This is a genomic window from Nonomuraea sp. NPDC002799 (assembly GCF_053592075.1).
This window is the reverse complement of record NZ_JBSFVA010000007.1, coordinates 256,328-280,248: the sequence shown is the minus strand read 5'-3', so window position 1 is coordinate 280,248 and position 23,921 is coordinate 256,328. Positions and strand designations below refer to the sequence as shown.

Genomic DNA, 23,921 nt, shown 5'->3' with positions numbered 1-23,921 from the left:
CTCACTGGGCCTTGATCAGGCTGCTCTCACGCAGAGGTGAGAAGGGGAACTCGGTCCGCGCGGCCACCCGCAGCACGCGGGCACGGGCGTCGAACGCGCTGTGCAGGAAGTCCGGCACGACGGCCGCCGCGCCCGCCTCCCGCACCTGCGCGGCGCGCCGCGGCGAGGCCAGCGCCACGCAGACGGCGCCGGCGGTGACCGCGGACGTCACCCCGCTGACGGCGTCCTCGAAGACGAGGCAGCGGCCGATGCCGGCGTCCAGGCGCTCGGCGGCGAGCAGATACCCGGCCGGGTCCGGCTTGCCGCGCGCCACGTCGTCGGCGCAGATCACCACGTCGAAGGCGCCGCTCAGGCCGAGCTGGCCGAGCACCTCCACGGCCTTCCAGTCCTGCGCGCCCGTCACCAGGGCCAGCGGCACCCCCGCCCGCCCGAGCCCGTCGAGCAGGGGCAGCACACCGGGGACCGCGGCGTAGACGAGGCTCTCCTGGTTCTGCCGCAGCCGCTGGTAGACCTCGCCGTGCCGGCTCGCCGGGATCTCCGGGAACAACACGCGCAGCGTGTGGTCGGCGCGATGGCCGTACACGTGCCGCTCCAGATCCTCGGCGCTCAGCGGGTGGCGGTGATCGCCGGCCAGCCGCTGCCAGAACTCCGTCACCGACTGCTCGGTGTCGGCGATGACACCGTCCATGTCGAACAGCACGGCCTCGTACATGTCACGCTCCTTCGGCCGGGGCGAACCGGTCCAGTCGTCCGATGGGCTCCACGGGCTTCCAGCTCAGCGGCGGGATGTGGGCGTTGATCAGCTCGCCGTCGTCGCGCAGGACGGACGCCGGGGGATGGGTCAGGTGCAGGAGCCGGTCGTCGTAGCTGTCGAAGGGAGCGGCGATGTCGAAGCGGTAGACGAAGTCGTGATCCTCGCCGCCCCAGCCCTCGTACCGCTCGTCCATGCCCCCGATGCGCTCGAACGGCGCCCGGCGCACCCAGAGGCAGCAGCCGGGCGGACGCCGCAGGAGGAAGCCACGGAGGTGATCGGGATCGGCATCGGCCGCCCGCCGCTCGATCCGCTCCCGGATCGCCCACGACGTGGAGCTCTCATCGAGGCAGAACATGTCCCGGTACGTCAGATGGCCGGCCGTCCCCGGCCGCTGGAAGCGGGCCACGTTCCGGGTGACGAAATCCCGGTCGGCGAGGACGTCGGCGTCCAGGACGCAGATCAACTCGGCGGCGCCGGGGCTGTTCACGACGCCCGCGTTCACCGCCCAGGACTTGTTGAACAGTCCCGGGTTCCGGGCGAACAGATAGTGGTCGGCGAAGGGCTCGATGACCTCCCGCCAGCGGGGCTCGTCGTCCGACTCCACGACCACGACCTGGTACGCCTGGCGCGGGAACGACTGGTCTCGAAGAGCGAGCAGGCAGGCGAGCAGGTTGCGCAGCCGCGCCCCGCCGGTGTCGCGGTCCCTGAACGGGATGACGATGAGCGCCTCCGCCCGCGAGCCGTCCCGCAGCGCGCCGTCCGAGAGCCGGCCGGCCAGGTCCTCCACGTCCACGGGAGGCTCGTGGCGGGCATGGGCCCGGCCGAGGTGGTACCCGACCCGCGCGTTGCACTCCGCGGCCCAGGCCAGGTCGAACAGCGCGCGTGTCGAAGAGGGATCCAGCCGGAGCAGCGCCGACGTCAGCGCGACATGGGCGCCGCTGTCACCGGGGTCGTCGATGAGGCTCTGGCCCAGGGAGCGGATGGGCTCGTCGCCGTCTTGGACCGCTTTGACCACGGCCGTGGTCCACGGCTGCGCCAGCTCCCAATAGAGCAGGCCCGCGCGGCGCGCGCCCAGGTCGGACGCGATCACGAGGGAGTCGGCCACGGCGGTCGCCAGTACGGCGGGATGCGCGGGCGTCAGGACGGACATCGCAGTACTCCTTGTCGCGAGAATTCCCCGGGCCGGCCCGGCCGGGCTCCGCCTCTCGCGGGACCCGGCCCAGGGACGGCCTGGTCAGGCAGTGCTGAAGGCGGTGCCGGACGTGGTGCCGGAGGCGGTGCCGGACGTGGTGCCGGACGTGGTGCCGGACGTGGTGCTGTATTCCTGGGAGAAGTCGTGCTCGGCCTCAAGGCTCGCCGGGTGCCGAAGAAGCTCCCGCAGAACCTGGAGCGGCGCGGTCACCGCGTCGGCCCCGGAACGGAAGGCGTGCAGCACCTGCCCGATGTTCTTCACCGAGGCGGCCAGGACCCGGGTGGACCCGCGCCGCAGCTCGGCCAGCGACCGGATCAGCTCGGCGTCGGTGCGGATGTCCCGCGCCGCCCGGTCCAGATAGGGGATCACGGCCACGCAGCCGATCGATTCGGCGACGATCATCGTCTGCGGCGTCTGGGCGGCGGTCAGGGCCACGCGCGCACCCTGGCGCACCAGCACGCCGGCGAGCGCGGCTCCGCCGGGCGTGGCCGGCAGCTTCAGCACGATGCGCTCCTTGTCCAGGGACCACGCCTCCTCGGCCTCCGCACGGAGCGTGCCGAAGGCGCCGGTGGGCTGGTAGTAGATCTCGGGGAGGTCCACGGCGGCGAGCAGCTCGCCGACGTGCCGCAGCGGGTCGCCGGTCGCCCGGCGCAGCAGGGTGGGGTTGGTGGTGACGCCCCGGACGAATCCCAGCCCGGCGGCTTCCCGCACGTCGTCGAGTCCGGCGGAGTCGAGATAGAGGCTCATCACACCGAGACCGCCGTCCGCTGCTCGAAGCCCTGAGTGATCCAGATTCCGCGCCACACCTCCGGGTCCGCGGGCAGGACCAGCTCCACCAGGGCGGGACCGTCCACCTCGGCGGCTCGCGCGAGCACGTCGGGAAGCCGGGCCAGCGCCTGATCGACCGCGGCGGTCGGGCCGCCGATCGGGACCGCGATCCGCTGGGCCGGTATGCCGAGGGCCTCCGCCAGCTCGCAGTAGGCGAATCCGTCGACGTTCGCCAGGTAGGCGCGCTCCGTCGGGACCTCGTCGTAGGAGGCGGCCGCCTGCTTGGTGAGCGAGACCGACCTGCCGTTGTTGCACACCACGAAGAGCACCCGGGCCCGCTCCTGCACGGCCGCCACCAGTCCTTGGAGTGAGTTGGTGAACCCCTGGTCGCCCAGCGTGCACATCACCTGGACGTGGGGGTTGGCGACGGCCAGGCCGGTCGCGGTGGACAGGCCGCCGCCGACGAACCCGCCGTGCCCGCCGAAGACGCGCAGGCCCGGCGGCAGGTCGTCGTAGTGCTCCGACAACAACCCGCCGAACATCTGGCTGTCGTCCACCAGCACCGGGGCGTCCCAGCGGACGAGCACGCCGGCCAGCGCCCTGGCCACGCCCCGCCGGCCCGCCTCCACCCGGGCGTCGGCGGGTTCAGGGCTGGTACGGCCCGCCGCGTGCACCTCCTCGCGGGGGAACCACGGGCCCGGCCGGTCGTAGCCCGCCTGGTGCAGCCGATGGGCCAGCTCGGACAGGACACCCGCGGGATCTCCGGTGAGCAGGACGTCGTCGGCGTCGAGATAGTCGTTCTTGAGTACCTTCTCCGGGTCGGTGTTGACGGCCAGCTTCCTGCAGGAGGGCAGGGGGCCCACGGTCCTCTCGTAGAGGTTGCGATCCTCCACGGTCACCAGCAGGTCGCACGCCTCCAGCAGGTCGGCGTGCACCTGGCTGAACTGGTTGAGCCAGCCGGCGAAGTTCGCCACCTCGTAGGTCTGCAGCCGTTCGAACAGCATGGGGCCGCGCCGATACCGCAACTGCAGCACGGGCGCGCCGAGCAGGCCGCTGATGTCATCGAGGGCCTCGCGCACGCCGGGGTGCCGCAGCGCGTAGTCGTCGATGAGGAAGAGGGGTTTGTCGGCGTTGCGAAGTTCGCGCAGCGCGATGTCGAGCGTCGGCTCGCTGAGCGCGACGAGCGGGGGAGGGGCCGCCGCTTCCTCCATGAGGTCCTCGGCGGTGATCCACCGGTCCTCGGCCACGTCCTGGGGAATGCCGAAGATCGCCGGGCGGGTCGGCGGCTGCGCGGCCCGGATGAGGGCGTCCCGGAAGCGCGCGACGAACCGGCGGGCGGCCTCGCGTCGCTCGCCGGGGTCGCCGGGCACGGCCCGCGCCTGCCACACCCAGTCCGCGAACGCCGCCATCCCGCCCATCAGATCGTTCTCTCCGTGCGGGGGCAGGAACCGGGCGGACGTGGTCGACGGCAGGCCGACGACGAAGAGCGTTCCCGCCTCATTGCGCCGGGCGTCCGCCACGGCGCCGGCCGCGTTGGTCAGCCCACGGGCGCCGTGCAGGATGGCGACGCCTCTGTTGGGCTCCAGCAGCGAGGCGCCGGCCGCCATGAACGCCGACTCCTTGTCGCCGCGGCCGTTCACGACACGCACCCCGTGCGCCCGGTCGACCGCGTCGCACAGGGCCAGCTCGGAGGTTCCGGCGTAGACGAAGACGTTCGCCACCCCGGCCGCGGCCAGCAGGACCGCCACCGCCTCGGCGCCGGTCAGCCGGACCTCCCAGCCGAGCACTTCGTCGACGACGGCGCGCGGCACCGCCCGCAGCGTGGCGGCCTCGGTCACGCCCCGCCGCCTGAGCACCTGCTGCAGCAGCCACTCCGCACGATCGCGGCCCTCGATCAGGAACTCGCCGCAGCGCAGGGCGTCCGGCGTTCCGTCGGCGTGCCGGAAAGCCTCGATCAACGGGGCGGCGGTGTCGGGGCGCGTTCCGTTGAGTGAGCGCGCTATCGCATGTCCGAGCGATGGGGAGGACATTCGCATTCATCTCCTTCTGTGGCTTCGATCAGGTCGGTTGCCAGGCAAGGGAGTGCAGGGGTCACCGAAGGCGCGCACGTCGAGCTGAGCGCGCGTCAAGGTCGGTGCTGGTAGCTGAAAGATCAGGACGTGGTACGGGCGCAGCCGTCAGGAGGAGCGGGACCCCGCTTCGGCCGGGCGTTCCGCGGTCACCCGCCACCGGCGCTGCGCCGCGGCGCCGATCAGCGCCGCGGCGGCCACCGCCGCGGCGCCCGTTCCGAAGGCCGCGGCGGGGCCGGCCTGTTCGACGACCACGCCGGCGAACGCCATGCCGAGAGCCCCGCCCGAGGTCAGGGACGTGTGCAGCCAGCCTTGCGCCTCGCTCCGGCGGTCCTGCAGGGTGTTCTGGTCGACGAGCGCCTGCTGCACGATGAGGCTCGGCGAGATGCACAGACCGGTCACCACCAGCGCGGGAAGCAACAGCGGCAGCGGCCCGGCGCCCTGGATGAGCACCAGCATGACCACGGCCAGCCCGGTGGCGTAGGCGGCCAGGGTCCGGGGGAGGTGCCGGCGTTCCGGCCCGGTCCACTCCCGGCTCCCGTACCAGAGCCCGCCGAGCGTGCTGCCGATGGCCGCGCAGGCGAAGAACACGCCGAGCAGGACCTCGCTGTGGTAGACGCGCTCGGCGGTCGCCGTCATCGCCACGTCCATCTGCCCGAAACCGAGGGACATGCCGAGCGCCGTGAGCAGCGTGAGCCACACGCCCCGGACCGCCAGCGGCGAACGCCCGCGCGGGGTGGCCGCGCGCCGCTCGGCGCTCATCGGCTGCCAGGACCGTGCGGCGCCGGTCCGGCTGTAGGTCAGGCCGCCGGCCGCCATGAGCAGCGCCGTCACGATCAGGGGCACCGCCGCCGGGAGCGAGAGCAGGACGGTGAGCAGCAGCGGCCCCAGGACGAAGATGGTCTCGACCGCGACGGCGTCCATGGCGTACGCGGTGCGCCGCTGAGCCGTCTCCGGGACGATGACGCTCCAGACGACCCGGATGGCGGGTGAGATCGGCGGGAAGCTGACCCCGGCGCATGCGGTGAGGGCGAGCAGGAGCACGGTCGGCGCACCGGAGGTGGCCGCCAGCGTCGCGCCCACCAGGAACACCGCCGAGACCACGGACGTCGCCCCCATCACCAGCGGTTGCCCCACCCGGTCCATGAGCATGCCCCACATCGGCGCGGACGCCGCCGTGAACACGGCGAACACGCCCGTGACCAGGCCGGCGCTGGCGTAGGACCCGCTCACCTCCTCGATGAGCACCACGAGGCCGAGGGGTGTCATCGCCAGGGGGAGGCGCGCGACGAACGCGGAGATGAACGGTAACGCCACGCCGGAGCGGCGCAGCAGGGACAGGTAGGGCCCGAACATGTCGCCGCTCCCTAAGCCGACTCGCGGATCAGCGGCACGGACCGCTCCGCGATCATGATCACGGTGGCGTGGAGGTTCGCCCGCACGTTGTCGGGCAGGATCGAGGAGTCCACTACCCGCAATCCCGCCACGGTGTGCACCCGCCCGCGTTCGTCCACCACGCTCGTGCCGTCGCTGGAGACGCCCATCTTGCAGGTGCTCGACGGGTGGTAGCCGGTGACCGCGTGACGCAAGATCCAGCGGTTCAGCGCGTCGTCGGAGCCCAGGATCTCTTCGGCCGGGGCGGTGCGCTCGGACAGGAGCTTGTCGAAGGCCGGTTCGCGGGCCAGGGCCGCGCACATCCGGACGCCGTCCCGCTGCCGTTCGAGGTCGGACGGGCAGGAGAAGTAGCGGAAGTCGAGGACGGGCGCGTCGTGGGGATCACCCGATCTCAGCGTGAGCTCTCCCTCGCTGACGGCGAGGTTCACCGTCGGCCGCATCGCGAACGTGCGGTCGGCCCAGCGGGCGGCGGCGTAGACGACCATGTCGTTCGCCGGTGCCGAGCCCGAGGACGTGTAACGCATGATCGCCTGATGGGGGTGGTGCACGCCGTCGGGGTCGAAATCCGGGTGCAGGGGCCAGCGCAGTTCGGAGGTCATGTGGTCGCGCAGGTTCCCGCCCACACCGGGCAGGTCCGCGAGCACCGGCAGGCCCGCCGCACGCAGCCGCCCGGCGGGGCCGATGCCGGAGAGCATGAGCAGCTGCGGCGACCCGATGGCGCCCGCGCACAGGATGACCTCGTTCCCGCGCACCGTCCGCAGGTTTCCGCCCGTTTCGACGACCACGCCCGTGGCCCGTCCGCCGTCGAGGACGATCCGGTGCGCCAAGGCGTCAGCCATGATGGTCAGGTTCGGCCGCCCGCGCGCGGGATTGAGGTAGCCATTCAGTGTGCTGCACCGCAGCCCGTCCACGTCGTTCAGCGGCGTCGGCCCGACACCGGTGGTGCCGGGCCGGTTGTGATCGTCGCAGCCGGGATGCCCGAAGGCGCGGCAGGCCGCATAGAACGCGTTCTGGTCCGCCGTCCAGGTGGGCCGAGCGTAGCGGCGCACCCGGATCGGGCCGTCCGAGCCGTGGTAGGGGCCGTCGAAGTCCGCGTCGGTCTCCAGCTTGCGGAAGTACGGAAGCGTCTCCTCGAAGGTCCACGGGGACAGGTTCCACGCGTCCAGGTCGGCCGGCTCCGGACGCAGGAAGACCTGCCCGTTGATGGCGCTCGAACCGCCGACGACCTTGCCGCGCGGCATGTGGATCGTGGCCAGTTCCGTCACCTGAGCCTGGAAGTTCCAGTCGTGGGTGTCGTATCCCTGGATGCGGACCCCGCGGCCGTAGCTTCTGCGGAGCTCCCACGGCATACGGTCCTCGTCCGGATAGTCCGGCCCGGCCTCCAGCAGCAGCACCTCGCACGCCGGATCCTCGGTGAGCCGGGCGGCCAGCACCGTTCCCGCCGCTCCCGCGCCGACGATGACGTAGTCGTATGTCCTGCCGATCATCAGGAGGCCGTCTCGTCGAAGGCGCCCTCGAACGCCGACAGCGCCTGCGCCACCTCGGCCGGTCCGTACGCGGCGCTGGCCAGGACGTCGTCCATGGGGTGGTAGAGGACGCCCCGGTCGTACAGGGCGTGGCAGAACGTGTCCGGCTGGAGGGTCGGCGGCAGGTCGAGCCGGAAGAAGGTCGGGATGCCGCGGACCTTGACGCCGTAACGCCCGCCGATCTCCCCGAGCCCCTCGTACAGCTCGGCCGAGGCGCGGGCGAAGGTCTCGTAGCCGCCGTCGGCGAGCTGGTCGAGGCAGGCCAGTGCGGCGGCGATCGAGACGAACTCCGACGCGTAGGTGCTGAAGAGGCTGAAGGTGGCCTCCGAGGCGAGGAGCTCGGCGCCGGCCAGCGCGGCGATCGGGAAGCCGTTGCCCATGGCCTTGCTGAGCACGCGGAGGTCCGGCCGGAGGTCCCACAACACCGTCACGTTGGGGTAGGCGTAGCGGAAACCGGCCTTCACCTCGTCGAACACGACCAGGGCGCCGGCCTCGCGGGCCGCTTTCACGACGGCCCGCACGGTCTCCGGGCCGGGGGTGAGCGCGTTGGGGGTGATGATGATGCACGCGGCGGACCGGGCGGCCGAGCGCACGTCCTCCACCAGGGTCTGCGACTGCCAGTCGAGGTCCACCACGTCGATGCCGGTCCCGTCGCCCGCCGCCTCCCGCGCCGACGTGCGCTCCGTCGCCGACCTGCGCTCCGGCTTGAGGTAGCCGAGCGGGAGCAGCCAGCCGTGGTAGGTCGTGGTGAGGACCTTGCGCCTTCCTGTCGCCCGTACGCAGGTGGTGATGGCCGCGTGGACCGCCTCCGAGCCGGTCTTGAAGAAGGCGGCGTACTCGGCTTCCGGGCACAGCCCGACGACCCGGCTCGCCAGCCGCCGCTCCAGCGGGTGCCGCAGGCTCACGGTGGCCCCGCTGTCGAGCACGGAGCGGACGGCGCTGATCTGCGCTTCGTTCCCGTGCCCGAGAATGATCGTGCCGCTGCCGCCATAGAGGTCGAGCAGCGCCGTCCCGTCCTCGGTGAACACCCGTGGGCCCTTGGCGGATCTGAAGAACTTCGGCGTTCCCGCTGAGACCGGGAAGTTGTGCCAGACCTGGGCGCCCGGCGCCAACGGCCCTCTGGCGCCGGCGTCCGATGAGGACCGCGGATCGGTGACCGGGTCGCGCGTCAGAATGTCGTCGCGCATCGTCCCTCCCAAATAAATGTGCGGGGGTCGCATCTCGCAGAAGTGCTGCGCTGTTCTGTTCGGCGATCACCAGCCTATGCGCGGGCCTGTCCCGGATTCTTGGGAGCATTGTCCCTATCTGGTCCCAAGAGCGGCGCAAGAAATGATGACGGGCTTGTTGAGCGCGTCTTTCCATGGTGAAACAGCGAAAACCTGGCGCGCGGAAACGCACCCGGCCGCGCGGGTGGCAAGGGAGAGGCGTGGGGCGGCGTCGTCCCTGGCGGGTGGGACCGGCCGGACTCGGCAAGAGCGGCAGGTCAGGCAGTGTGCTCCAGGCCCAGGCCGGCGTTTCTGGCGCGAAGCGCGGCGGACGTCCGGTCAGTGACGTGCAATTTCGTGAAGATGCGCGTGATGTTATTACGCACGGTCTTCTCGGCGAGCACGAGCTGCCGCGAGATGGTGCGATTGTTGTAGCCGCGGGCGAGCAGTTCGAGGATTTGCGTCTCGCGGTCGGTGAGCTCCGGGAACGCCATCCGGCCGGGCAGCTCCTGAATGGCCGAGAAATAGGCGGGGAGCCGGTCCGCGACGCCCGGGCTGAATGCCGCTCCACCGTTGGCGACGAGGTGCACGCCGTGCAGGAGCTCCTCGCGCGAGACGGCCTTGTCGATGAAGCCCTTGGCGCCCGCGCGCAGCGCCCCGATGACGACGTCGTCATCGGCGGCGGCGGCGATCGCCAGCACACGGGGAGGGTGCGGGCTTTCGGTGATGCGGCGGATCGACCCGATGTCGTGGCCGCCGAGCTTGACGTCCATCAGGACCAGGTCCGGCCGGATGGCCGCGATCATCTGGATCGCGGTCTCACCGTCGCGGGCCTCGCCGACGACGTGGGCGGACCCGGCCTCCAGCGCCACGCGCAGGCCGTCGCGGAACGCCGGGTGACTGTCGACGAGGAAGACCCCGAGGCTCGTCATCTCACCCACCCCGGCTGTGCGGTCTGGCCAGGAGAGAAGGGGAACCGGCGGCGGCCCGCTCGCCGCCGCTCGCCCCGTACGACTCGCTCAGGTTCATGGCGTCAACCTGTCTGCGGAAATTATAGACTTGAGTCTAAACACATACTCAAGAATAAGTCCAGTCCGAGGTGCCGGCCTCTTTGGGCAGGATCCCGTCGAAGACCAGGCGCAGCGCGCCCGTCAGTGCGTCGGGCAGGGAGAAGGGCGGCTCTCCCTCTCCCACCCAGCGATACAGCGTGCCCAGGTACATGTCGCGCAGGAGGTGGCCGACCGCCACGGGGTCGACGTCGGAGCGCACCTCGCCGCGCGCCTTACCGTCGGTGAGTATCTGGGCGAAGATGAAGGCCGTATACGGCTCCTCGAGCACCGGAGCGCCCGTGCGCACCCAGGCCAGCAGCAGCTCGCTGGTGATGTGGCGCTCGCGCGTCGTCACCTCGCCGAGCTGGTTCATGCACCGCAGGAGCTGGCCGGGGACCTTCGTCTCGCGGGAGCTCTCCTGGATGAGCATCGCGCCCAGGCGGCGCCGGCGCGCGTCGCCCCAGTCCAGCAGGAACTCGTCCTTGCGCTTGAAGTAGTTGAACACGGTGGCGCGGGCGACGTCGGCCCGCTCGGCGATCTCGTCGAAGGAGGTCGCGGTGTAGCCCTTCTCGGCGAACAGGGAGATGGCGGCGTCGTAGACGCGGGTCCGCATGGCCTCCCTGTTGCGCTCCCGTCGGCTCACACTGTGTTGAGGCGTCATTGCTTCAATCCACCTCGGTAGAACTCAGTAAAATAATGGACTTGAGTCCACGATATCACGGATTGTGAGCAATCGTGTTGATGGTTTCGAGCACGTCGCCGAGCGGATGCTCGCCGAGCAACAGGCTCGTGGGGATGTCGACGCCTGTGTCGGCGCGCAGGCGGCCGGCCAGACGCGCCGCCATCAGCGAGTCGAGGCCCAAGGCGGGCAGGCACCTGCGCGGGTTCAGCCTGGCGGCCGGCAGGGACAGCTCGCGGGCGATCTGCTCGACGACCTGGCCGGCCAGGTCGTCACCCTGCCGCGGCGGCTGGGCCGGCGGGTTGTGCGCGGCCGGATCGGGCGGACGTTGCGGAACCGGCGCCTGGGCGGGCGGTCGTACCACGAACTGCAGGGCCAGGTTGCCCAGCTCGGCCACGACGACGCCTCCGGGGCCGAGCAGCCGCAGGTCGCCGACCAGCTCGACAGGCGCCGCCGTGGCCGCGCCGTCCGCTGCCCGCGGCGGGGCGAGACGCAGTGCGGCGGCACCGAGCGCGGAGAGTTCAAGCGCGGCGGCTCCGAGTCCGGCGGCTTCGAGCGCGGCAGGATCAGGTGCGGCGGCTTCGGGGGTGGTGGGTTCGGGGGTGGTGGGTTCGGGGGTGGCGAACCAGTAGCGCTCGCGCTGCCAGGGATAGGTGGGCAGGCGGGTCAGCCGCCCCCGGGGATACAGCCGCGCCCAGTCCACCGGCCCCCCGGCGACGTGAATCGACGCCAGCGACTCCAGCAACCGGGGCCAGGACGCACGGTCGCGGCGCAGCGAAGGCACCACCACCCCGGCGAGCCCGTCGTGCCGCAGGGACTCCCGGATCGCACCCGCGAGAAGGGGATGCGGGCTGATCTCCACGAACACCGTCGGCCGTTCCCCGGCGACCTGGGTCACCGCGGAGGAGAAGCGGACGGGTTCGCGCAGGTTGCGTACCCAGTAAGCGGCGTCGAAGCAGGAGCCGTCGGTGACGCCGTCGAGCACGGTGGACCAGATCGGAACGCCGGCCGCGACCGGGCGGACCTCGCGCAGAGCATCGGTCAGGTCGTCGGTGAGCTCGTCCACCTGAGGGCTGTGCGAGGCGAAGTCGACGGCGATCGTACGGTGGAACACGCCGCCGCGCTCGAACGCCCGCGCGATCTCGCCGAGCGCCGCCGGGTCGCCGGACAACACGGTGGAGGCGGGGCCGTTGACGGCGGCCACCGCGACGACGTCCTCGTAGCCGGCGATCGCGGCCCCGGCCGCCGCCTCCGGCACGCCGACCGACAACATCGCGCCGCGGCCGCTGATCCGCTGGGCCAGGGCGCTGCGCCGGCAGATGATCGCGGCGGCGTCGGCCAGATCCAGGCTGCCCGCCACGCAGGCGGCGGCGATCTCGCCCATGCTGTGGCCGATCACCAGGTCGGGCTCGACACCGAGCGAACGCCACAGTGACGCCAGGGCCACCTGGACGGCCCACAGGATGGGCTGGGTCTCGTGGGCGTGGCCCGACATCGGCGCCCCGCTCTCCAGCTTGTCCCACACCGACCAGCCGGTCTCCGCCATGACGGCCTCGGAGCACCGCTGCAGTGCCGCGCCGAACACCGGCGAGGTGGACAGCAGATCGCGGGCCATCCCGGTCCACTGCGCGCCCTGCCCGGGGAAGACGAAGACGACGCGGGCCCCTTGCGCCGGCACCTCGTCGCCGCCGACCACGTTCGCGTCTCCCGGCTCCGCGCTCACCTGATCGCGGGCGTAAGCGTGCAGGGCCGCCGCCAGGGAGTCGTGACCGGTGCCCGTCGCCACCAGGCGGTGCTCGTGGTGCGTGCGCCGGCGGGCCGCCGTGTAGCAGATGTCGCCCAGATCGAGGTCGTGCCCGCCGCCGCCGGGCGCCAGGAAGGCGGAGACGCCCGAGGCCGCAGCGCGCAGCGCCTCCGGCGAGCGGGCCGACAACGTGAGCAGGTGCGCGCCCACGTCGGGTGTGCGCGCCGGCGCCGGCTGCCCGGCGGAGACCTGCTCGCCGAGCACGACGTGCACGTTCGTGCCGGCGATCCCGAACGAGCTCACCCCCGCCACCAGAGGCCCGCCCCGGGTCAGCGGCCGCGGCGCCCGGGTCGGAAGTTCGAGGGCGGAGTCGTCCCAGGTGATGGACGGGTTGGGCTCGCGTATGTGCAGGGTCGGCGGCACGACCCGGTGATGCAGGCACAGGGCCGTCTTGATCAGCCCGGCTATCCCGGCGGCCGCCTCGGTGTGGCCGATGTTCGACTTGACCGATCCGACCAGGCAGGGCCGTGGCGGCGGACGTCCCGCGCCCAGCACGTTGCCGAGCGCCGTCAGTTCCACCTCGTCGCCGACCGGCGTCCCGGTGCCGTGCGCCTCGACGTAGTCGACCTCCACCGGATCCACCCCGGCGTCGTCCAGAGCCCGGCGGAGCATCTGCTCCTGGCCGATCCGGCTGGGCGTCATCAGCAGCCCGTTGCTGCGCCCGTCGTTGGTGATCGAGCTGCCGCGGATGACCGCGTACACCCGATCGCCGTCGGCCACCGCGTCGGTCAGCGGCTTGAGCACGACCACGCCGACTCCGTCGGAGCGGACGAACCCGTCGGCGCCGGCGTCACCGAACTTGCACCGCCCGTCGGGCGCCAGCATGCCGGCGCCGGAGAAGGCCTCCTCCTCGTACGGCAGCAGCGCCAGGTTGACGCCGCCGGCCAGGGCCATCGTGGACTCGCCCAGCCGGATGCTCTGGCAGGCGAGGTGCACGGCCGCCAGCGACGCCGAGCACGCCGTGTCCACCGAGACGCTGGGGCCGCGCAGGTCGAGATGGAACGACGCGCGCCCGGGCAGCGACGCCCGGAACTCGCTGCCGACCAGGCTGTAGATGTCGGGGCTGACACTGCGGCAGAGCAGCTCCCAATAGTTGGACGTCGCCTGTCCCACGAACACGCCGGTAGGGCTGCCCGCGAGCCGTTCCGGGACCACGCCGGCGTCTTCGACGGCCTCCCACGCGGTCTCCAGAAAGAGCCGGAGCTGGGGGTCGGACTGCTGCGCCTCGCGCGGCGCCATGTCGAAGAAGGCCGCGTCGAACTCGTCGATCGCGTCGAGGCAGCCGCCGTGCCCGCCGGCCAGATGCGGGCGCTGGGACGGGCCGGCGCTGATCACATCGCCGGCGTCCATCAATAATCTCCAGAATTGTTCAGGACCGTGGACTCGTGGGTAGCGGCAGGCGATACCGATGATCGCGATCTCGGCCGGCCTCCCCTGATCTCTATGGAGCGGCTTCATGGTTGGCCTCTCGGGAGACTTCGTGTCCTTGAGGCCAAAAATAAACTAGAATCCAACTTCTCACTAGGCCGGTTTTGCCAGTTATTCATGGGTTTTACGAATGTGGACTTAAGACTAAGAACATATTCGCGTACGTGCTGACCAGATCGCCGATCTCCGAAGAGGAGGGCGCCGCGATCATGGACCGGTACGCCTCCCGCCACCGGGCCGCGGCCCGCCGGCTCTGCGGGATCATTGGGATCGCCGTCGACGGGAGCGACGGGGACTACCGCGAGGTCGGCCGGCGCATCCCGTTCGTGCGCTTCATCCCGCGCACCACCGGCACCTGAGGTGCATCCCGTTCGGTAGCGGTTCGTCCCGCGCTCCGAAGTGCCGCACGGGGCCGGGGCGCCGTGCGGGACGGGCGGATTTCCGAGGTGAGCGCGGTGGCGGGGAGCGTGTACAACAGTGCCTATGCGACAAGGTGAGCCGGAACAGGTGGACGGCGCGGATCCGTCGGCCGTCATCTCCGCGGTTCTCACCGGCTCGCGCCTGCTCGTGGCCATCGCCGCGCGCTCGCTGAGCGCGGTGGAGGACCGGGTGACGCTGCCGCAGTTCCGGATGCTCGTGGTGCTGGCCGGGCACGGCGAGACCAAGCTCGTGACCATGGCCGAGCTGCTGAACGTCAACTCCTCCACGGCCATGCGGATGGCCGACCGGCTGAGCACGGCGGGGCTCATCATGCGCGAGGTCAATCCGCACAACCGGCGCGAGAGCCTGATGCGCCTGACCGGGGAGGGGAGGCGCATCGTCGATCAGGTCACCGCCCGGCGCCGTGAGGAGATCGCGGCCATCGTCTCGCGCATGTCCGTGGAGCGGTGCAGGTCGCTGATCGCGGCCATGAACGCCTTCAACGAGGCGGGCGGCGAGTCACCGGAGGGCTTCGCGTACCCGCTGGGCTGGCCGGACGCCTGAGCGCCCGCCCACGCCGGTCTCAAGTGGCCGGGCCGGGCGCCCGCCCACACCGGTGGCCGGAGTGGGCGGGCAGGGGAGCGCCGACGGTCAGGCGCAGGTGTAGCCGGACGGAAGCGCGGTGTCGCCGCTCGGCCGGGTCGCCTGGAACCCGACGCTGGTGGTGCCGGCTCCGGGGGCGAGGGCGCCGTTGTGGGCGACGTTCTTGACGGTCACGATCCGCCCGCTGACGGTGACGACGCTGTTCCACGAGCCGGTCAGCGTGTGCCCGGCCGGCAGCGTGAACGTGGCCGTCCATCCGGCGATCGCCGAGGCGCCGGTGTTGGTGATGGTCAGCGGCTGGATGACATACCCGGTGGCCCACTGGGTCTGCACGGTCGGTACGGCGGTGCAGACTCCGGTGGAGGAGCCGGGCTGGGTGGTGACCTCCGCGGTGTTCGAGACCGGCGAGATGTTGCCCGCGGCGTCGCGCGCCCTGACCTGGTAGCGGTAGGTGGTGCCCGGGGTCAGGCCCGTGTCGCCGAACGAGGCCGTGGCCGAGGTGCCGGCCTGGGTGAACGTGCCACCGCTCGCGCCGGGCGCACGCAGGATGTCGTAGCCGGCGACGCCGTTGTCGTCCGTCGAGGCCGTCCAGCTCAGGGTGACGCCCGTGGACGTCGTCCCCGAGGCCGTCAAGCCGGCCGGGGCCGTCGGCGGCGAGGTGTCGCCACCGCCGCCCGTCGTGGTGAACGTGACCACCGGTGAGTCGCCGGACAGGTTGCCCGCGCCGTCACGCGCTCGCACGTACACCTGGTACTGGGTGTTCGCGGTCAGCCCGGTCAGGGTGATCGAGGGGGTGGCGGACTGGCCGAGCTGCGGGTCGGTGGCGCCCTGCTCGCGGTGGACGGTGTAGCCGGCCAGGCCGGAGCCGCCCTGGTCGGTGGAGGCGGCCCAGGTCAGCGTGGCGCCCGTGGCGGTCACGCCGGACGCGGCCGGGGTGCCCGGCGTGCTCGGCGGGGTGGTGTCACCGGAGTCGCCGAGCACCGGAGTCTGCCAGTCTCTCCACTCGGACAGATTGCCCTGCGCCCGGGAGGAGATCCTGATCGCGCCGGGACTGCTGCCCGTCTTCAGCAGGAACTTCTGGATGTTCTGCTGCAGGGGGGTCCGCCATTCGGCCCTGTTGGCGCAGTGGCTGCCGTCCTGGACGTCGGACCAGTAGGTGATGTTGTCGCCCGCGCCGAGCGCCTTGTAGACCTCCGCCCCGCCCAGGGCCGCCACGCTCGCGGATCGGGGACCCAGGTTGGCGATGTGCGGATTGTCCATGATGAACAGGCCGCGCGGCGCGACCATGGCCACCATCTCGTGGGTGTCCACCGGGAGCCTGGCCGGGCTGCCGGTGAAGGAGCCGAACGCGTCACCCAGCCACGGTTGCTCGCCGTACGCGCTGCTCAGGCTCTGGGCGCCCTCCCCGGGAATGCCCCGGAAGATGGGCACGCCGGCGCTGCCGGACTCGATCGGCATGGTCAGAGCGATGCGCTGGTCGAACGCGCCCACCACGAAGGCGCCCTTGCCGAAGCGCGAGCATCCCGTGACACCGGTCGCGTCCGCTCGCAGGATGCCGCCGTTCGACTGCTCGATGACGTCGATGATCCGGCTCACGCCCCAGGCCCAGGCGAGGAGCAGCCCGGTGCTGCTGGAGGAGCCGTAGACGGTGTAGAACGCGCCTTGTTTGTTGGAGCGCGGCGTGCCCTCCCGGCCGACCACGTAGGGGTCGTAGGTGATGACGGCGGCGCCGGCCGCTCTGATGGCGGCCGTGTCGGCGCCGAATCCGCCCAGGACGACGACCGCGGGGAACGGTCCCGTCCCGCTCGGCAGCGAGACGCTCGCCGAGAAACTGGAGCTGCGCCCGTTGTGGCTCACGTTCACCGTGATGGTGCTGCTGGAGACCGTTCCCGTGACGCTCGCCGGCTTGGCGGGCTTCTCGCCGTAGACGAACCGCTCCGCCAGCCGCTTGATCTCCTCCCGCCGGCACCGCCAGTCGGATTTGGCGGCGATGCGGGTGCCGTCCAGCCTTCTGAACGGATCGGGCAGCCGGGAGTCGGTGGGCAGGGATCCCGCGTCGGGCAGGCCGGTCACCGTGCAGTCGGCGCCCTCGTTCTCGACTCCGGCGGCCGCGGCGGCCTCGGTGGGCGCCGCCGCCATCGCTCCGGCGACCAGGAGCGTCGTCGCCAGCGCGACGATCTTCCGGCGGGCCAAGCTGATGATCACCAGGGCTCTCCCTTCCGGGTGCGGTATTGGCGATCAGTCTGAGAACGCGCCCGAAATATGTCAACGCAAATCCCGAAATGTTTCGGTCCAAGGTAGAGGGCAGCGCCTCTGACATGCCGAAATATCGATGCTTGTCCGAAATGTTTCGGAAATTAGCTGAAACGAAGCGTAGGAACGCCGTCCTGGGCGTTGTTTGAGAAAATTTCGGCCGCGCGCGCCGGCGAGTGCCTCAGAGCCAGCCCGCCTCGGTGGCGATGCGGACCGCGTCCAGCCGCGTCCGGGCGTTCAGCTTGGTCACGGCGGAGGCGAGGTAGTTGCGCACCGTGCCGTAACTGAGGTGCAGGTCCCTGGCGATGTCCCGGGGCGTGGCGCCGGCGCCGGTCAGGCGCAGGACGTCGGCCTCCCGGTCGGTCAGCGGGCTGGCGGGCAGGTCGAGCGCGGCGAAGGCGAGTTGCTGGTCGACGACCCGGCCGCCGGCCGCGACCTCGCGGATGGCGTTCACCAGGTCCTGCGGCCTGGAGTCCTTGAGCATGAAGCCGGACACGTGCGCCTCGACCCCGCGCCGCAGGTTGCCCGGCCTGCCCAGCGCGGTGAGGATCAGCACGCGGCATTCCGGCAGCCGTTCGTGCAGATCGGCGGCGGCGGCCAGCCCGTCGAGCAGGGGCAGGTCGATGTCGAGCACGGCGACGTCCGGCCGGTGGGCCAGCGCCGCGGGGACGATCGCGTCGCCCGTGGCCACCTCGGCCACGACCTCCATGCCCTCCTCGTACCCGAGCAGGGCGACCAGCGCCTCGCGGAGTATCCGGACATCCTCCGCTATCAGCACACGAATCACAGTGCGCATCCTAGGCGTGATAAACAACCCAGGTGACGGTAGCGGAAGGAAGCGGACAACCGCAGCTCAGGCCATCGACCGGATGGGCGCTCGTGCTCGGCTACATCGCCATCATCATTCCGACGCGCTTCACGATCATCGTCGCCATGGCGAACGCCCGGGGACAGTCCGCGCCGCTCACCCTGGCCGTCTGCCTGGGCCTCGTCCTGGCCGTCGTCGCGCTCTTCGCCCTGGTCGCCAGGGGCGGGCGCCGCGCCGTTCCCGTCCTCGGGGCCGCGACCTTCGGCCCCTACCTGGCCTTCCCCATGTTGTGGGGACCCATCGCGGGGCCGCTGGCCGCCGCCATGCCGCTGAGCGTCGCCGGCCCGGCGGGCTGGTCGCTGTTCGGGGCGGTACTGCTGGCCGACACCTCGGTGGCGGCCGTGCTGCACGGCCCCGACCTCGCCACGATCGCCAGCTTCACCATGATCGACATGAACATGGGCCTCACGCTGTTCGCCCTGGTACGGCTGGCCGTGCTGCTCAGCGAGACCCAGGAGGCCAACCGGCAGCTCGCCGGGCTCGAAGCGGCGAACGAACGCCTGCGCGCGGCCGGCGACCTGCGCAGGGCCATCGGCGTCCGGCTCGCCGACATCCTGCGCGCCTCCCGCCAGGCGCCGCTCACCCCCGGCGTGCTCACCTACGTCGCGGAGACCTCGCGCGAGGCGGCCGCCGAGGCCAGAACGGTCGCCGCCACCCCACGCGAACCGCTGCCCGCCGGCCGGACCGACCTGCCGGACGAGTCGACGAGGCTCTCGCGGTGGGCCCTCACCGCGATGAGCGTCAACGTGTCCGCCATCGTGCTCAACAACGTCGCGGGCAGCCAGGCCACGACCGCGCGCCACTGGGCCGTCGCCGTCGTGGTCGCGGCCCTGGCCGTCGCGTTCCAGCTCTACCACGGCGTTCCCCGGGCCTCGGCTCCGCCGGCCTGGCGCTGGACGCTCCCGTCGCACCTCCTCATCGTCGGCGCCGCCGCCCTCTACGTGGGGGACGGCACCATGTCTCCGCTGGTGGGCATGGCCGCGGCCGACATCCTGCTGTGGCTGCCCGCGCGCTGGTCGGTGCCCGCCGTCGCGGCCATCGCCGTGGCCTGCGGATTCCTGCTACGGCTCTATCCGGAGGTGGGGGGCTACGAGCTCTACCAGGTCGTCTCGATGATCGGCCTGGCCATCGGCGTGTTCGCGTTCAACCGGTTCCCCGAGGCGGCCGGACGCCTGCGCGGCCTGCGCGCGCAGGCCGCCAGGAGCGCCGTGGTCACCGAGCGGCTCCGGGTGGCCAGGGACGTGCACGACCTGCTCGGCTTCACCCTGTCGGCCATCACGCTCAAGGCCGAGCTGGCCCTGCGCGCGATCGGCCACGACCCGGACAAGGCGGCGCTCCTGCTGGCGGAGGTCCGCCCGCTCGCGGTGCGGGGCCTCGCCGACGTGCGCTCGATCACCTCAGGCGGCCCCGCGCTGAGCCTGCCCGAGGAGATCGAGTCCGCCCGCTCGCTGCTCGGCTCCGCCGGCGTCGGCGTCCAGGTGCACGCCGGTGGCCCGGCGGAGTCCGCGGTGCTGGCCACCGTTCTGCGCGAAGCCGTCACGAACGTCGTCCGGCATTCGGCCGCACGGTTGTGCACGATCGCGGTGGAGACGGACGGCGACGAGGTACGGCTGCGCGTCGTCAACGACGGCCTGGCGCGAGCCGTCCCCGGGACCGGCAGCGGGCTCCCGAGCCTGGTGGACAGGGTCGGGGCCGCGGGCGGCACGCTCACCGCCGGAGACCGGGGCGACGGCACGTTCGCCCTGGTGGCGTCGGTGCCCCGCTACTCGCTCAGCAGGGCGGAGAAGAACCCGCGAACATCGTCCGCGTAGCGGGCGGGCGCCATGTGGGCCGCGTAGTGCCCGCCGGTGTCGTAGGTGTTCCACTGCACGATGTTCTTGTGGTCGCGCTCGGCGAAGCGCCGGATGGACTGGAAGTCGCCCTTGGCCGAGGCCAGCCCGATCGGCGTCGTGGTGGGCTCGGCCGGCTGCGGCGCGGCCTTGGCGTTCTCGTAGTAGAAGCGGATCGCGGAGCCCGCGGTGCCGGTGAGCCAGTAGAGCGCGACGTTGGTGAGCACGAAGTCGTCGTCGAGCTCAAGGTCGAGGAGTTGCGCGTGCCAGCCCAGCAAGCCGACGGGGGAGTCGGCGAGCGCGTGGGCGAGCGTCTGCGGCTGCTGCGAGTGCAGGACGTTGAAGGCGCCGGCCTCCTCCCAGAACCACTGCAGCACCCCCAGCGCGGCCTGCTCCTCCTCGGTCAGGTCCGCCATCTCGGCGGGGTCGCCGGAGGGGAAGGAGAAGATCTGCGTGACATGCACGCCCACGACGTTGGGCGTGGCCAGCCGGCCGATCTCCGGCGAGACCATCGAGCCGCCATCGTTGCCGACCGCGCCGTAGCGCTCGTATCCGAGGCGCGCCATCAGCTCCGCCCAGGCCCGGGCGGTCCGTACGGTGCCCCAGCCGCCCTCCGTGGTCGGCCCGGAGAAAGCGAACCCGGGCAGCGACGGGATGACGAGATGGAAGTCCTTCGACAGCGGCTCGATGACCTTGAGGAACTCCACGAACGAACCGGGCCAGCCGTGGGTCAGGATCAGCGGCAGCGCGTCGGGGTTGGCGGAACGCACGTGGAAGAAGTGGATCAGCTGCCCGTCGATGACGGTGGTGAACTGCGGGTAGGCGTTGATCTTGGATTCCCAGGCGCGCCAGTCGTAGCCGTCGCGCCAGTACTCGGCCAGCCGCCGCACCCGCGCGACGCTCACGCCGTAGGCGTCGGGGAACTCGTCGGTGAAACGGGCCAGGTCGAGCCGCGTCTGCAGGTCGTCCAGGTCAGCCTGGGGGATCTCTATGCGGAAGGGAGTGATGTCTGAACTCATGCCTCTATCCTGCGGAAATGCCGGCGCCGCCGGTAGTTCCTCGTGCACCGGCCGGGCATGCATAATGCACGGTCGGCACGGCGTGGGTGACCGCACGGCGGTGGGCCGCCTACCCGATGATGAACCCGGCGTCGGCGAGGGCGGCCATGATCAGGCCGACGCACAGCAGCGCTACCGGCCACACCCTCTGCGTGAGGGCGATGAGAACGCCCGCGAGAAGCGCGACGAGTGCCAGGATGAGGAGGACGTCCATGAGTCACTTCTGCCCATCGAAGCGATCTCTAGCTGTGCCGGCGACGAGATGTCGCTCATTCTCGCCAGATGACTCCGGCCGAAACTGCGCGCGGCGGCGATGAGTTCCGCCGGGCCGGCTGGTCTGCCTCTTCGCCATCATCGAGAAGGAGCGAGCACATGACCCACACCCTTGAGGTGCCCGGCGGCGTTCTCCGTTACGACGTACGCGAGGGCGGGACGAGCACCGAGCCGGCGCTGCTGATGATCGGATCGCCGATGGACGCCCGCGGCTTCGCCACGCTGGCCGACCGTTTCCCGGATCGCACGGTGGTGACCTACGACCCGCGCGGCGTCGGGCGGAGCGAGCGGACCGACGGCGTCGCCGAGTCGACGCCCGGCCTGCACGCCGACGACCTGCACCGGCTGATCGCCGCGCTCGGCGGCGGGCCGGTGGACATCTTCGCCACCAGCGGCGGAGCGGTCAACGGGCTGGTCCTGGCGGCCCGGCACCCGGAGCAGGTGCGCACGCTCGTGGCGCACGAGCCGCCCGTCGTCCAGGCCCTGCCGGACCGCGAGCGGGCGCTGGCCGCGGTGGTGGACATCAAGAGAACCTACGAGCGGGACGGGTTCGGCGCCGCGATGGTGAAGTTCATCGCGGTCACGAGCCTGCGGGGGGAGTTCCCCGCCGGCTTCGCCGAGCTGCCCGTGCCGAGCCCGGCCGAGTTCGGGATGCCGGTGGAGGACGACGGCTCCCGGGACGACGCGCTCGTCGGGCAGAACATGATCACCTGTACGCACTACGAGCACGACTTCGCGGCCCTGCGCGCGGCGTCGACCCGCATCGTCATCGCCGTCGGCGTCGAATCGGAGGGGCAGATCGCGTACCGCGGGGGTGTGGCGGTCGCCGAACGGCTCGGCATCGAGCCCGTCATCTTCCCCAGCCACCACGGCGGTTTCATGGACGGCGAGTTCGGCACGAAGGGCGACCCGGACGCCTTCGCCGTCGCACTTCATGAAGTCCTGGCCGGCTAGGTCCTGTACGGACTTCGCCGCTTCAGACGGGTCAGCGGCGGATGGCCCGTGCGGCGGAAAACACCTCGCCGACCCGCTCCGGATCGTCCAGCCTGGCACGATGCCCGATCTCCACCCCTCTTCGGCCGCCCTCGCCTGGGCCGCGCCGATACCCGGCACCAGCGCGACAGTGCGGGAGGTACAAGTGCTCACCGGCGGCACTCATACCAGCACGCATCTGATCCGGACGGCTGACCCGGACTGCGAGCTGGTCCTGAGACGGTACGCCGCCGCGGACGATGCGGCGTACCGCGAGGCACGCGTGCTGACCGCGCTCGACGGGTTGGGCGGCCTCGCGCCGCGTCTGCTCGACTCCGATCCGGCGGGCCTGCCGTTCTGATCTCGCGGCTGCCGGGGCGAGCAGACATCATGCCCGCCGATCCGCTCCCGTGGGCCGCGCGACTGGGGCGCACGCTCGCCCGTATCCACGCCGCACCTCTTACCGGGATGACGGGATTCCGCGACGTCATCGATGATATTCCCCGCATCGCGGGCCGGGCCGATGGTCCGGTGCGGAAACGATGGGCCGACCTTGCCGCCGAGCCGAGGATGTTCACACATTTCGACTACTGGTCGGGCAATGTCCTGTGGGCAGACGGTGAACTCACGGGGGTCGTCGACTGGTCGGGGGCCTCTCTGGCACCCCGCGGATTCGATGTCGGCTGGTGCCGCCTGGACCTGGTGTTGCTCCACGGTGCACACGTCGCCGACGCTTTCCTCCTTGCCTATGAGGACGCCGCCGGCACGCCCGTCCCACACCGGGAACTCTGGGATTTGTTCGCCGTCCAACGCTCCCGCGGCGAAGTGGAGACTTGGCTGCCCAACTATCACGATCTCGGCCGCACCGACCTCACTCGCCAAGACCTCAGTCACCGGCACGGTGCCTGGCTCGCTGCCATGTGATCAGGCTGCGATTGCGCGCAGTCCTGGCCCGCATCAAGATCCGCCTGCCTGATGGACGTGACGTGATGGCCATGCTCGTCGCGCCGTCGGCCAGAACGGGCCGGGCGGCGGTGTCCGGCGGACGAAGCGCCGCCTGAGGAGGAGGTAGAGGACCAGCGCCGGGTAGAAGATCAGCCGGGCCGGCTCGTCGAGCAGCTCGTCGAACGCGAGCCACTGCAGCAGCCCCCCGCTCAGCCCGGTGCCCCAGCCTCCGGTAAGGCGGATGGCCAGGGAGACGAGCATCGTCACGGCCAGGTAGTCCATCAGCAGGGTCAGCGCCCGCCGCCTGGACGGCGCGAGGATGACCGGTTCTCCGGCGTCCGGCCGGGAGGCGCCGGGCGGCTGCGTGGCGAGGATCACCAGCAGGGCGGCGATCAGCAGGGACGACTCCCAGGGCCCGAACGCGGTGGCCACCGTCTCGAACCACTCCAGGCTGAGCAGGCGCAGCGGCCCGCCGCACGGGGCGTCTCCGGCGTACCAGGGAGTGAGCGGCCGGACGAAGGCGATCAGGGTGAGCGCCGCGGCGGCCCGCCGCCCGGCCGCGGCCGAGTGCCGGTGGCCCAGCGCGGCGAGCACGATCAGAAGGGGAAGGCCCCACGTCGTCGCGAGTTCCGTCATCGTGCCGAGGTCGCCCCGCAGCGGCAGGAGCGGCGAGCGGTCCCATGAGCGGGAGTAGAGGCCGATGCAGCCGAAGACCTCCGAGGTCCACTCGCCCGCGGGCGGGGGACGCCACGTGTCCCAGGTGGGATAGGCCGCGGCGGCCAGGGCGGCCAGCCACACCAGCAGCGCTGATCGCGACAACGCGGAGCTCCT

General features: G+C 71.5%; 21 protein-coding genes. 6 read left to right on the top strand and 15 right to left on the bottom strand.

Features of this window, described 5'->3' with window-relative positions; all coding sequences use genetic code 11:
* Position 1 precedes the first annotated feature (1 nt).
* The 10 genes from ACWD0F_RS16680 to ACWD0F_RS16635 all read right to left on the bottom strand — a co-directional run bounded on the left by ACWD0F_RS16680 (position 2) and on the right by ACWD0F_RS16635 (position 13,899).
* Positions 2 to 712, bottom strand: a complete 711-nt coding sequence (locus ACWD0F_RS16680; RefSeq protein ID WP_449876199.1) for an HAD family hydrolase — start codon at positions 710 to 712, stop codon at positions 2 to 4.
* A gap of 1 nt (position 713) precedes the next feature.
* Positions 714 to 1,904 (bottom strand): glycosyltransferase, encoded by a 1,191-nt coding sequence (locus tag ACWD0F_RS16675; RefSeq protein ID WP_449876197.1) that lies wholly within the window; start codon positions 1,902 to 1,904, stop codon positions 714 to 716.
* Positions 1,905 to 1,988: 84 nt separating this feature from the next.
* Positions 1,989 to 2,693 (bottom strand): transaldolase family protein, encoded by a 705-nt coding sequence (locus ACWD0F_RS16670; RefSeq protein WP_449876196.1) that lies wholly within the window; start codon positions 2,691 to 2,693, stop codon positions 1,989 to 1,991.
* The gene (locus tag ACWD0F_RS16665; protein ID WP_449876194.1) at positions 2,693 to 4,672 is read right to left on the bottom strand and encodes a thiamine pyrophosphate-binding protein; all 1,980 of its coding nucleotides are present in this window, start codon (positions 4,670 to 4,672) and stop codon (positions 2,693 to 2,695) included. Before ACWD0F_RS16665 ends, ACWD0F_RS16670 begins: the two co-directional genes overlap by 1 nt.
* Before the next feature lie 219 nt (positions 4,673 to 4,891).
* Positions 4,892 to 6,139 carry an MFS transporter gene (locus tag ACWD0F_RS16660; RefSeq protein WP_449876192.1) on the bottom strand — a complete coding sequence of 416 codons (1,248 nt, stop codon included), beginning with the start codon at positions 6,137 to 6,139 and terminating at the stop codon, positions 4,892 to 4,894.
* Positions 6,140 to 6,150: 11 nt separating this feature from the next.
* Positions 6,151 to 7,665, bottom strand: a complete 1,515-nt coding sequence (locus ACWD0F_RS16655) for a GMC family oxidoreductase (protein ID WP_449876190.1) — start codon at positions 7,663 to 7,665, stop codon at positions 6,151 to 6,153.
* Entirely contained in the window at positions 7,665 to 8,891 is a 1,227-nt protein-coding gene (locus ACWD0F_RS16650; RefSeq protein ID WP_449876189.1) for an aminotransferase class III-fold pyridoxal phosphate-dependent enzyme, read from the bottom strand. Before ACWD0F_RS16650 ends, ACWD0F_RS16655 begins: the two co-directional genes overlap by 1 nt.
* 296 nt (positions 8,892 to 9,187) lie before the next feature.
* Entirely contained in the window at positions 9,188 to 9,841 is a 654-nt protein-coding gene (locus tag ACWD0F_RS16645; RefSeq protein ID WP_449876187.1) for a response regulator, read from the bottom strand.
* A 145-nt stretch (positions 9,842 to 9,986) separates the two neighbouring features.
* The gene (locus tag ACWD0F_RS16640) at positions 9,987 to 10,571 is read right to left on the bottom strand and encodes a TetR/AcrR family transcriptional regulator (RefSeq protein ID WP_449876185.1); all 585 of its coding nucleotides are present in this window, start codon (positions 10,569 to 10,571) and stop codon (positions 9,987 to 9,989) included.
* 103 nt (positions 10,572 to 10,674) lie between these two features.
* Positions 10,675 to 13,899 carry a type I polyketide synthase gene (locus tag ACWD0F_RS16635; RefSeq protein ID WP_449876183.1) on the bottom strand — a complete coding sequence of 1,075 codons (3,225 nt, stop codon included), beginning with the start codon at positions 13,897 to 13,899 and terminating at the stop codon, positions 10,675 to 10,677.
* Positions 13,900 to 14,033: 134 nt separating this feature from the next.
* Here ACWD0F_RS16635 and ACWD0F_RS16630 point away from each other — a divergent pair, with 134 nt between their 5' ends.
* Positions 14,034 to 14,228, top strand: coding sequence for a hypothetical protein (locus ACWD0F_RS16630; protein WP_449876181.1), 195 nt, complete (start codon positions 14,034 to 14,036; stop codon positions 14,226 to 14,228).
* A 124-nt stretch (positions 14,229 to 14,352) separates the two neighbouring features.
* A complete protein-coding gene (locus tag ACWD0F_RS16625) occupies positions 14,353 to 14,853 on the top strand; it encodes a MarR family winged helix-turn-helix transcriptional regulator (RefSeq protein ID WP_449876180.1) in 501 nt (166 codons plus the stop codon).
* An 87-nt stretch (positions 14,854 to 14,940) separates the two neighbouring features.
* On the opposite strand, the gene ACWD0F_RS16620 is transcribed toward ACWD0F_RS16625, so the two are convergent.
* Together ACWD0F_RS16620 and ACWD0F_RS16615 are read right to left on the bottom strand one after the other, a co-directional pair.
* Entirely contained in the window at positions 14,941 to 17,097 is a 2,157-nt protein-coding gene (locus ACWD0F_RS16620) for a fibronectin type III domain-containing protein (protein ID WP_449876179.1), read from the bottom strand.
* Between the two features lie 229 nt (positions 17,098 to 17,326).
* Positions 17,327 to 17,932 carry a response regulator transcription factor gene (locus ACWD0F_RS16615; protein WP_449876329.1) on the bottom strand — a complete coding sequence of 202 codons (606 nt, stop codon included), beginning with the start codon at positions 17,930 to 17,932 and terminating at the stop codon, positions 17,327 to 17,329.
* 32 nt (positions 17,933 to 17,964) lie between these two features.
* Here ACWD0F_RS16615 and ACWD0F_RS16610 point away from each other — a divergent pair, with 32 nt between their 5' ends.
* Positions 17,965 to 19,824, top strand: coding sequence for a sensor histidine kinase (locus tag ACWD0F_RS16610; protein WP_449876177.1), 1,860 nt, complete (start codon positions 17,965 to 17,967; stop codon positions 19,822 to 19,824).
* On the opposite strand, the gene ACWD0F_RS16605 is transcribed toward ACWD0F_RS16610, so the two are convergent.
* Positions 19,776 to 20,861 (bottom strand): epoxide hydrolase family protein, encoded by a 1,086-nt coding sequence (locus ACWD0F_RS16605; RefSeq protein ID WP_449876175.1) that lies wholly within the window; start codon positions 20,859 to 20,861, stop codon positions 19,776 to 19,778. The genes ACWD0F_RS16610 and ACWD0F_RS16605 overlap by 49 nt on opposite strands.
* A gap of 109 nt (positions 20,862 to 20,970) precedes the next feature.
* Positions 20,971 to 21,114, bottom strand: coding sequence for a hypothetical protein (locus tag ACWD0F_RS16600; RefSeq protein ID WP_449876174.1), 144 nt, complete (start codon positions 21,112 to 21,114; stop codon positions 20,971 to 20,973).
* A 158-nt stretch (positions 21,115 to 21,272) separates the two neighbouring features.
* Here ACWD0F_RS16600 and ACWD0F_RS16595 point away from each other — a divergent pair, with 158 nt between their 5' ends.
* The 3 genes from ACWD0F_RS16595 (at position 21,273) to ACWD0F_RS16585 (ending at position 23,069) form a co-directional block, all read left to right on the top strand.
* Positions 21,273 to 22,127 (top strand): alpha/beta fold hydrolase, encoded by an 855-nt coding sequence (locus ACWD0F_RS16595; RefSeq protein WP_449876172.1) that lies wholly within the window; start codon positions 21,273 to 21,275, stop codon positions 22,125 to 22,127.
* Positions 22,128 to 22,227: 100 nt separating this feature from the next.
* Positions 22,228 to 22,506 carry a hypothetical protein gene (locus ACWD0F_RS16590; RefSeq protein ID WP_449876170.1) on the top strand — a complete coding sequence of 93 codons (279 nt, stop codon included), beginning with the start codon at positions 22,228 to 22,230 and terminating at the stop codon, positions 22,504 to 22,506.
* A 29-nt stretch (positions 22,507 to 22,535) separates the two neighbouring features.
* Positions 22,536 to 23,069 carry a phosphotransferase family protein gene (locus ACWD0F_RS16585; RefSeq protein WP_449876168.1) on the top strand — a complete coding sequence of 178 codons (534 nt, stop codon included), beginning with the start codon at positions 22,536 to 22,538 and terminating at the stop codon, positions 23,067 to 23,069.
* A 33-nt stretch (positions 23,070 to 23,102) separates the two neighbouring features.
* On the opposite strand, the gene ACWD0F_RS16580 is transcribed toward ACWD0F_RS16585, so the two are convergent.
* Positions 23,103 to 23,909: a hypothetical protein gene (locus ACWD0F_RS16580; RefSeq protein ID WP_449876166.1), complete on the bottom strand. Its 807-nt coding sequence runs from the start codon at positions 23,907 to 23,909 to the stop codon at positions 23,103 to 23,105.
* Positions 23,910 to 23,921: the final 12 nt, after the last annotated feature.

Bases quoted from the DNA above. Each gene is read 5' to 3' on its own strand.
- ACWD0F_RS16680 (WP_449876199.1), bottom strand. From the start codon at position 712: ATGTACGAGGCCGTGCTGTTCGACATGGACGGTGTCATCGCCGACACC.
- ACWD0F_RS16675 (WP_449876197.1), bottom strand. From the start codon at position 1,904: ATGTCCGTCCTGACGCCCGCGCATCCCGCCGTACTGGCGACCGCCGTG.
- ACWD0F_RS16670 (WP_449876196.1), bottom strand. From the start codon at position 2,693: ATGAGCCTCTATCTCGACTCCGCCGGACTCGACGACGTGCGGGAAGCC.
- ACWD0F_RS16660 (WP_449876192.1), bottom strand. From the start codon at position 6,139: ATGTTCGGGCCCTACCTGTCCCTGCTGCGCCGCTCCGGCGTGGCGTTA.
- ACWD0F_RS16655 (WP_449876190.1), bottom strand. From the start codon at position 7,665: ATGATCGGCAGGACATACGACTACGTCATCGTCGGCGCGGGAGCGGCG.
- ACWD0F_RS16650 (WP_449876189.1), bottom strand. From the start codon at position 8,891: ATGCGCGACGACATTCTGACGCGCGACCCGGTCACCGATCCGCGGTCC.
- ACWD0F_RS16645 (WP_449876187.1), bottom strand. From the start codon at position 9,841: ATGACGAGCCTCGGGGTCTTCCTCGTCGACAGTCACCCGGCGTTCCGC.
- ACWD0F_RS16640 (WP_449876185.1), bottom strand. From the start codon at position 10,571: ATGCGGACCCGCGTCTACGACGCCGCCATCTCCCTGTTCGCCGAGAAG.
- ACWD0F_RS16635 (WP_449876183.1), bottom strand. From the start codon at position 13,899: ATGAAGCCGCTCCATAGAGATCAGGGGAGGCCGGCCGAGATCGCGATC.
- ACWD0F_RS16625 (WP_449876180.1), top strand. From the start codon at position 14,353: ATGCGACAAGGTGAGCCGGAACAGGTGGACGGCGCGGATCCGTCGGCC.
- ACWD0F_RS16605 (WP_449876175.1), bottom strand. From the start codon at position 20,861: ATGAGTTCAGACATCACTCCCTTCCGCATAGAGATCCCCCAGGCTGAC.
- ACWD0F_RS16600 (WP_449876174.1), bottom strand. From the start codon at position 21,114: ATGGACGTCCTCCTCATCCTGGCACTCGTCGCGCTTCTCGCGGGCGTT.
- ACWD0F_RS16595 (WP_449876172.1), top strand. From the start codon at position 21,273: ATGACCCACACCCTTGAGGTGCCCGGCGGCGTTCTCCGTTACGACGTA.
- ACWD0F_RS16590 (WP_449876170.1), top strand. From the start codon at position 22,228: ATGCCCGATCTCCACCCCTCTTCGGCCGCCCTCGCCTGGGCCGCGCCG.
- ACWD0F_RS16585 (WP_449876168.1), top strand. From the start codon at position 22,536: ATGCCCGCCGATCCGCTCCCGTGGGCCGCGCGACTGGGGCGCACGCTC.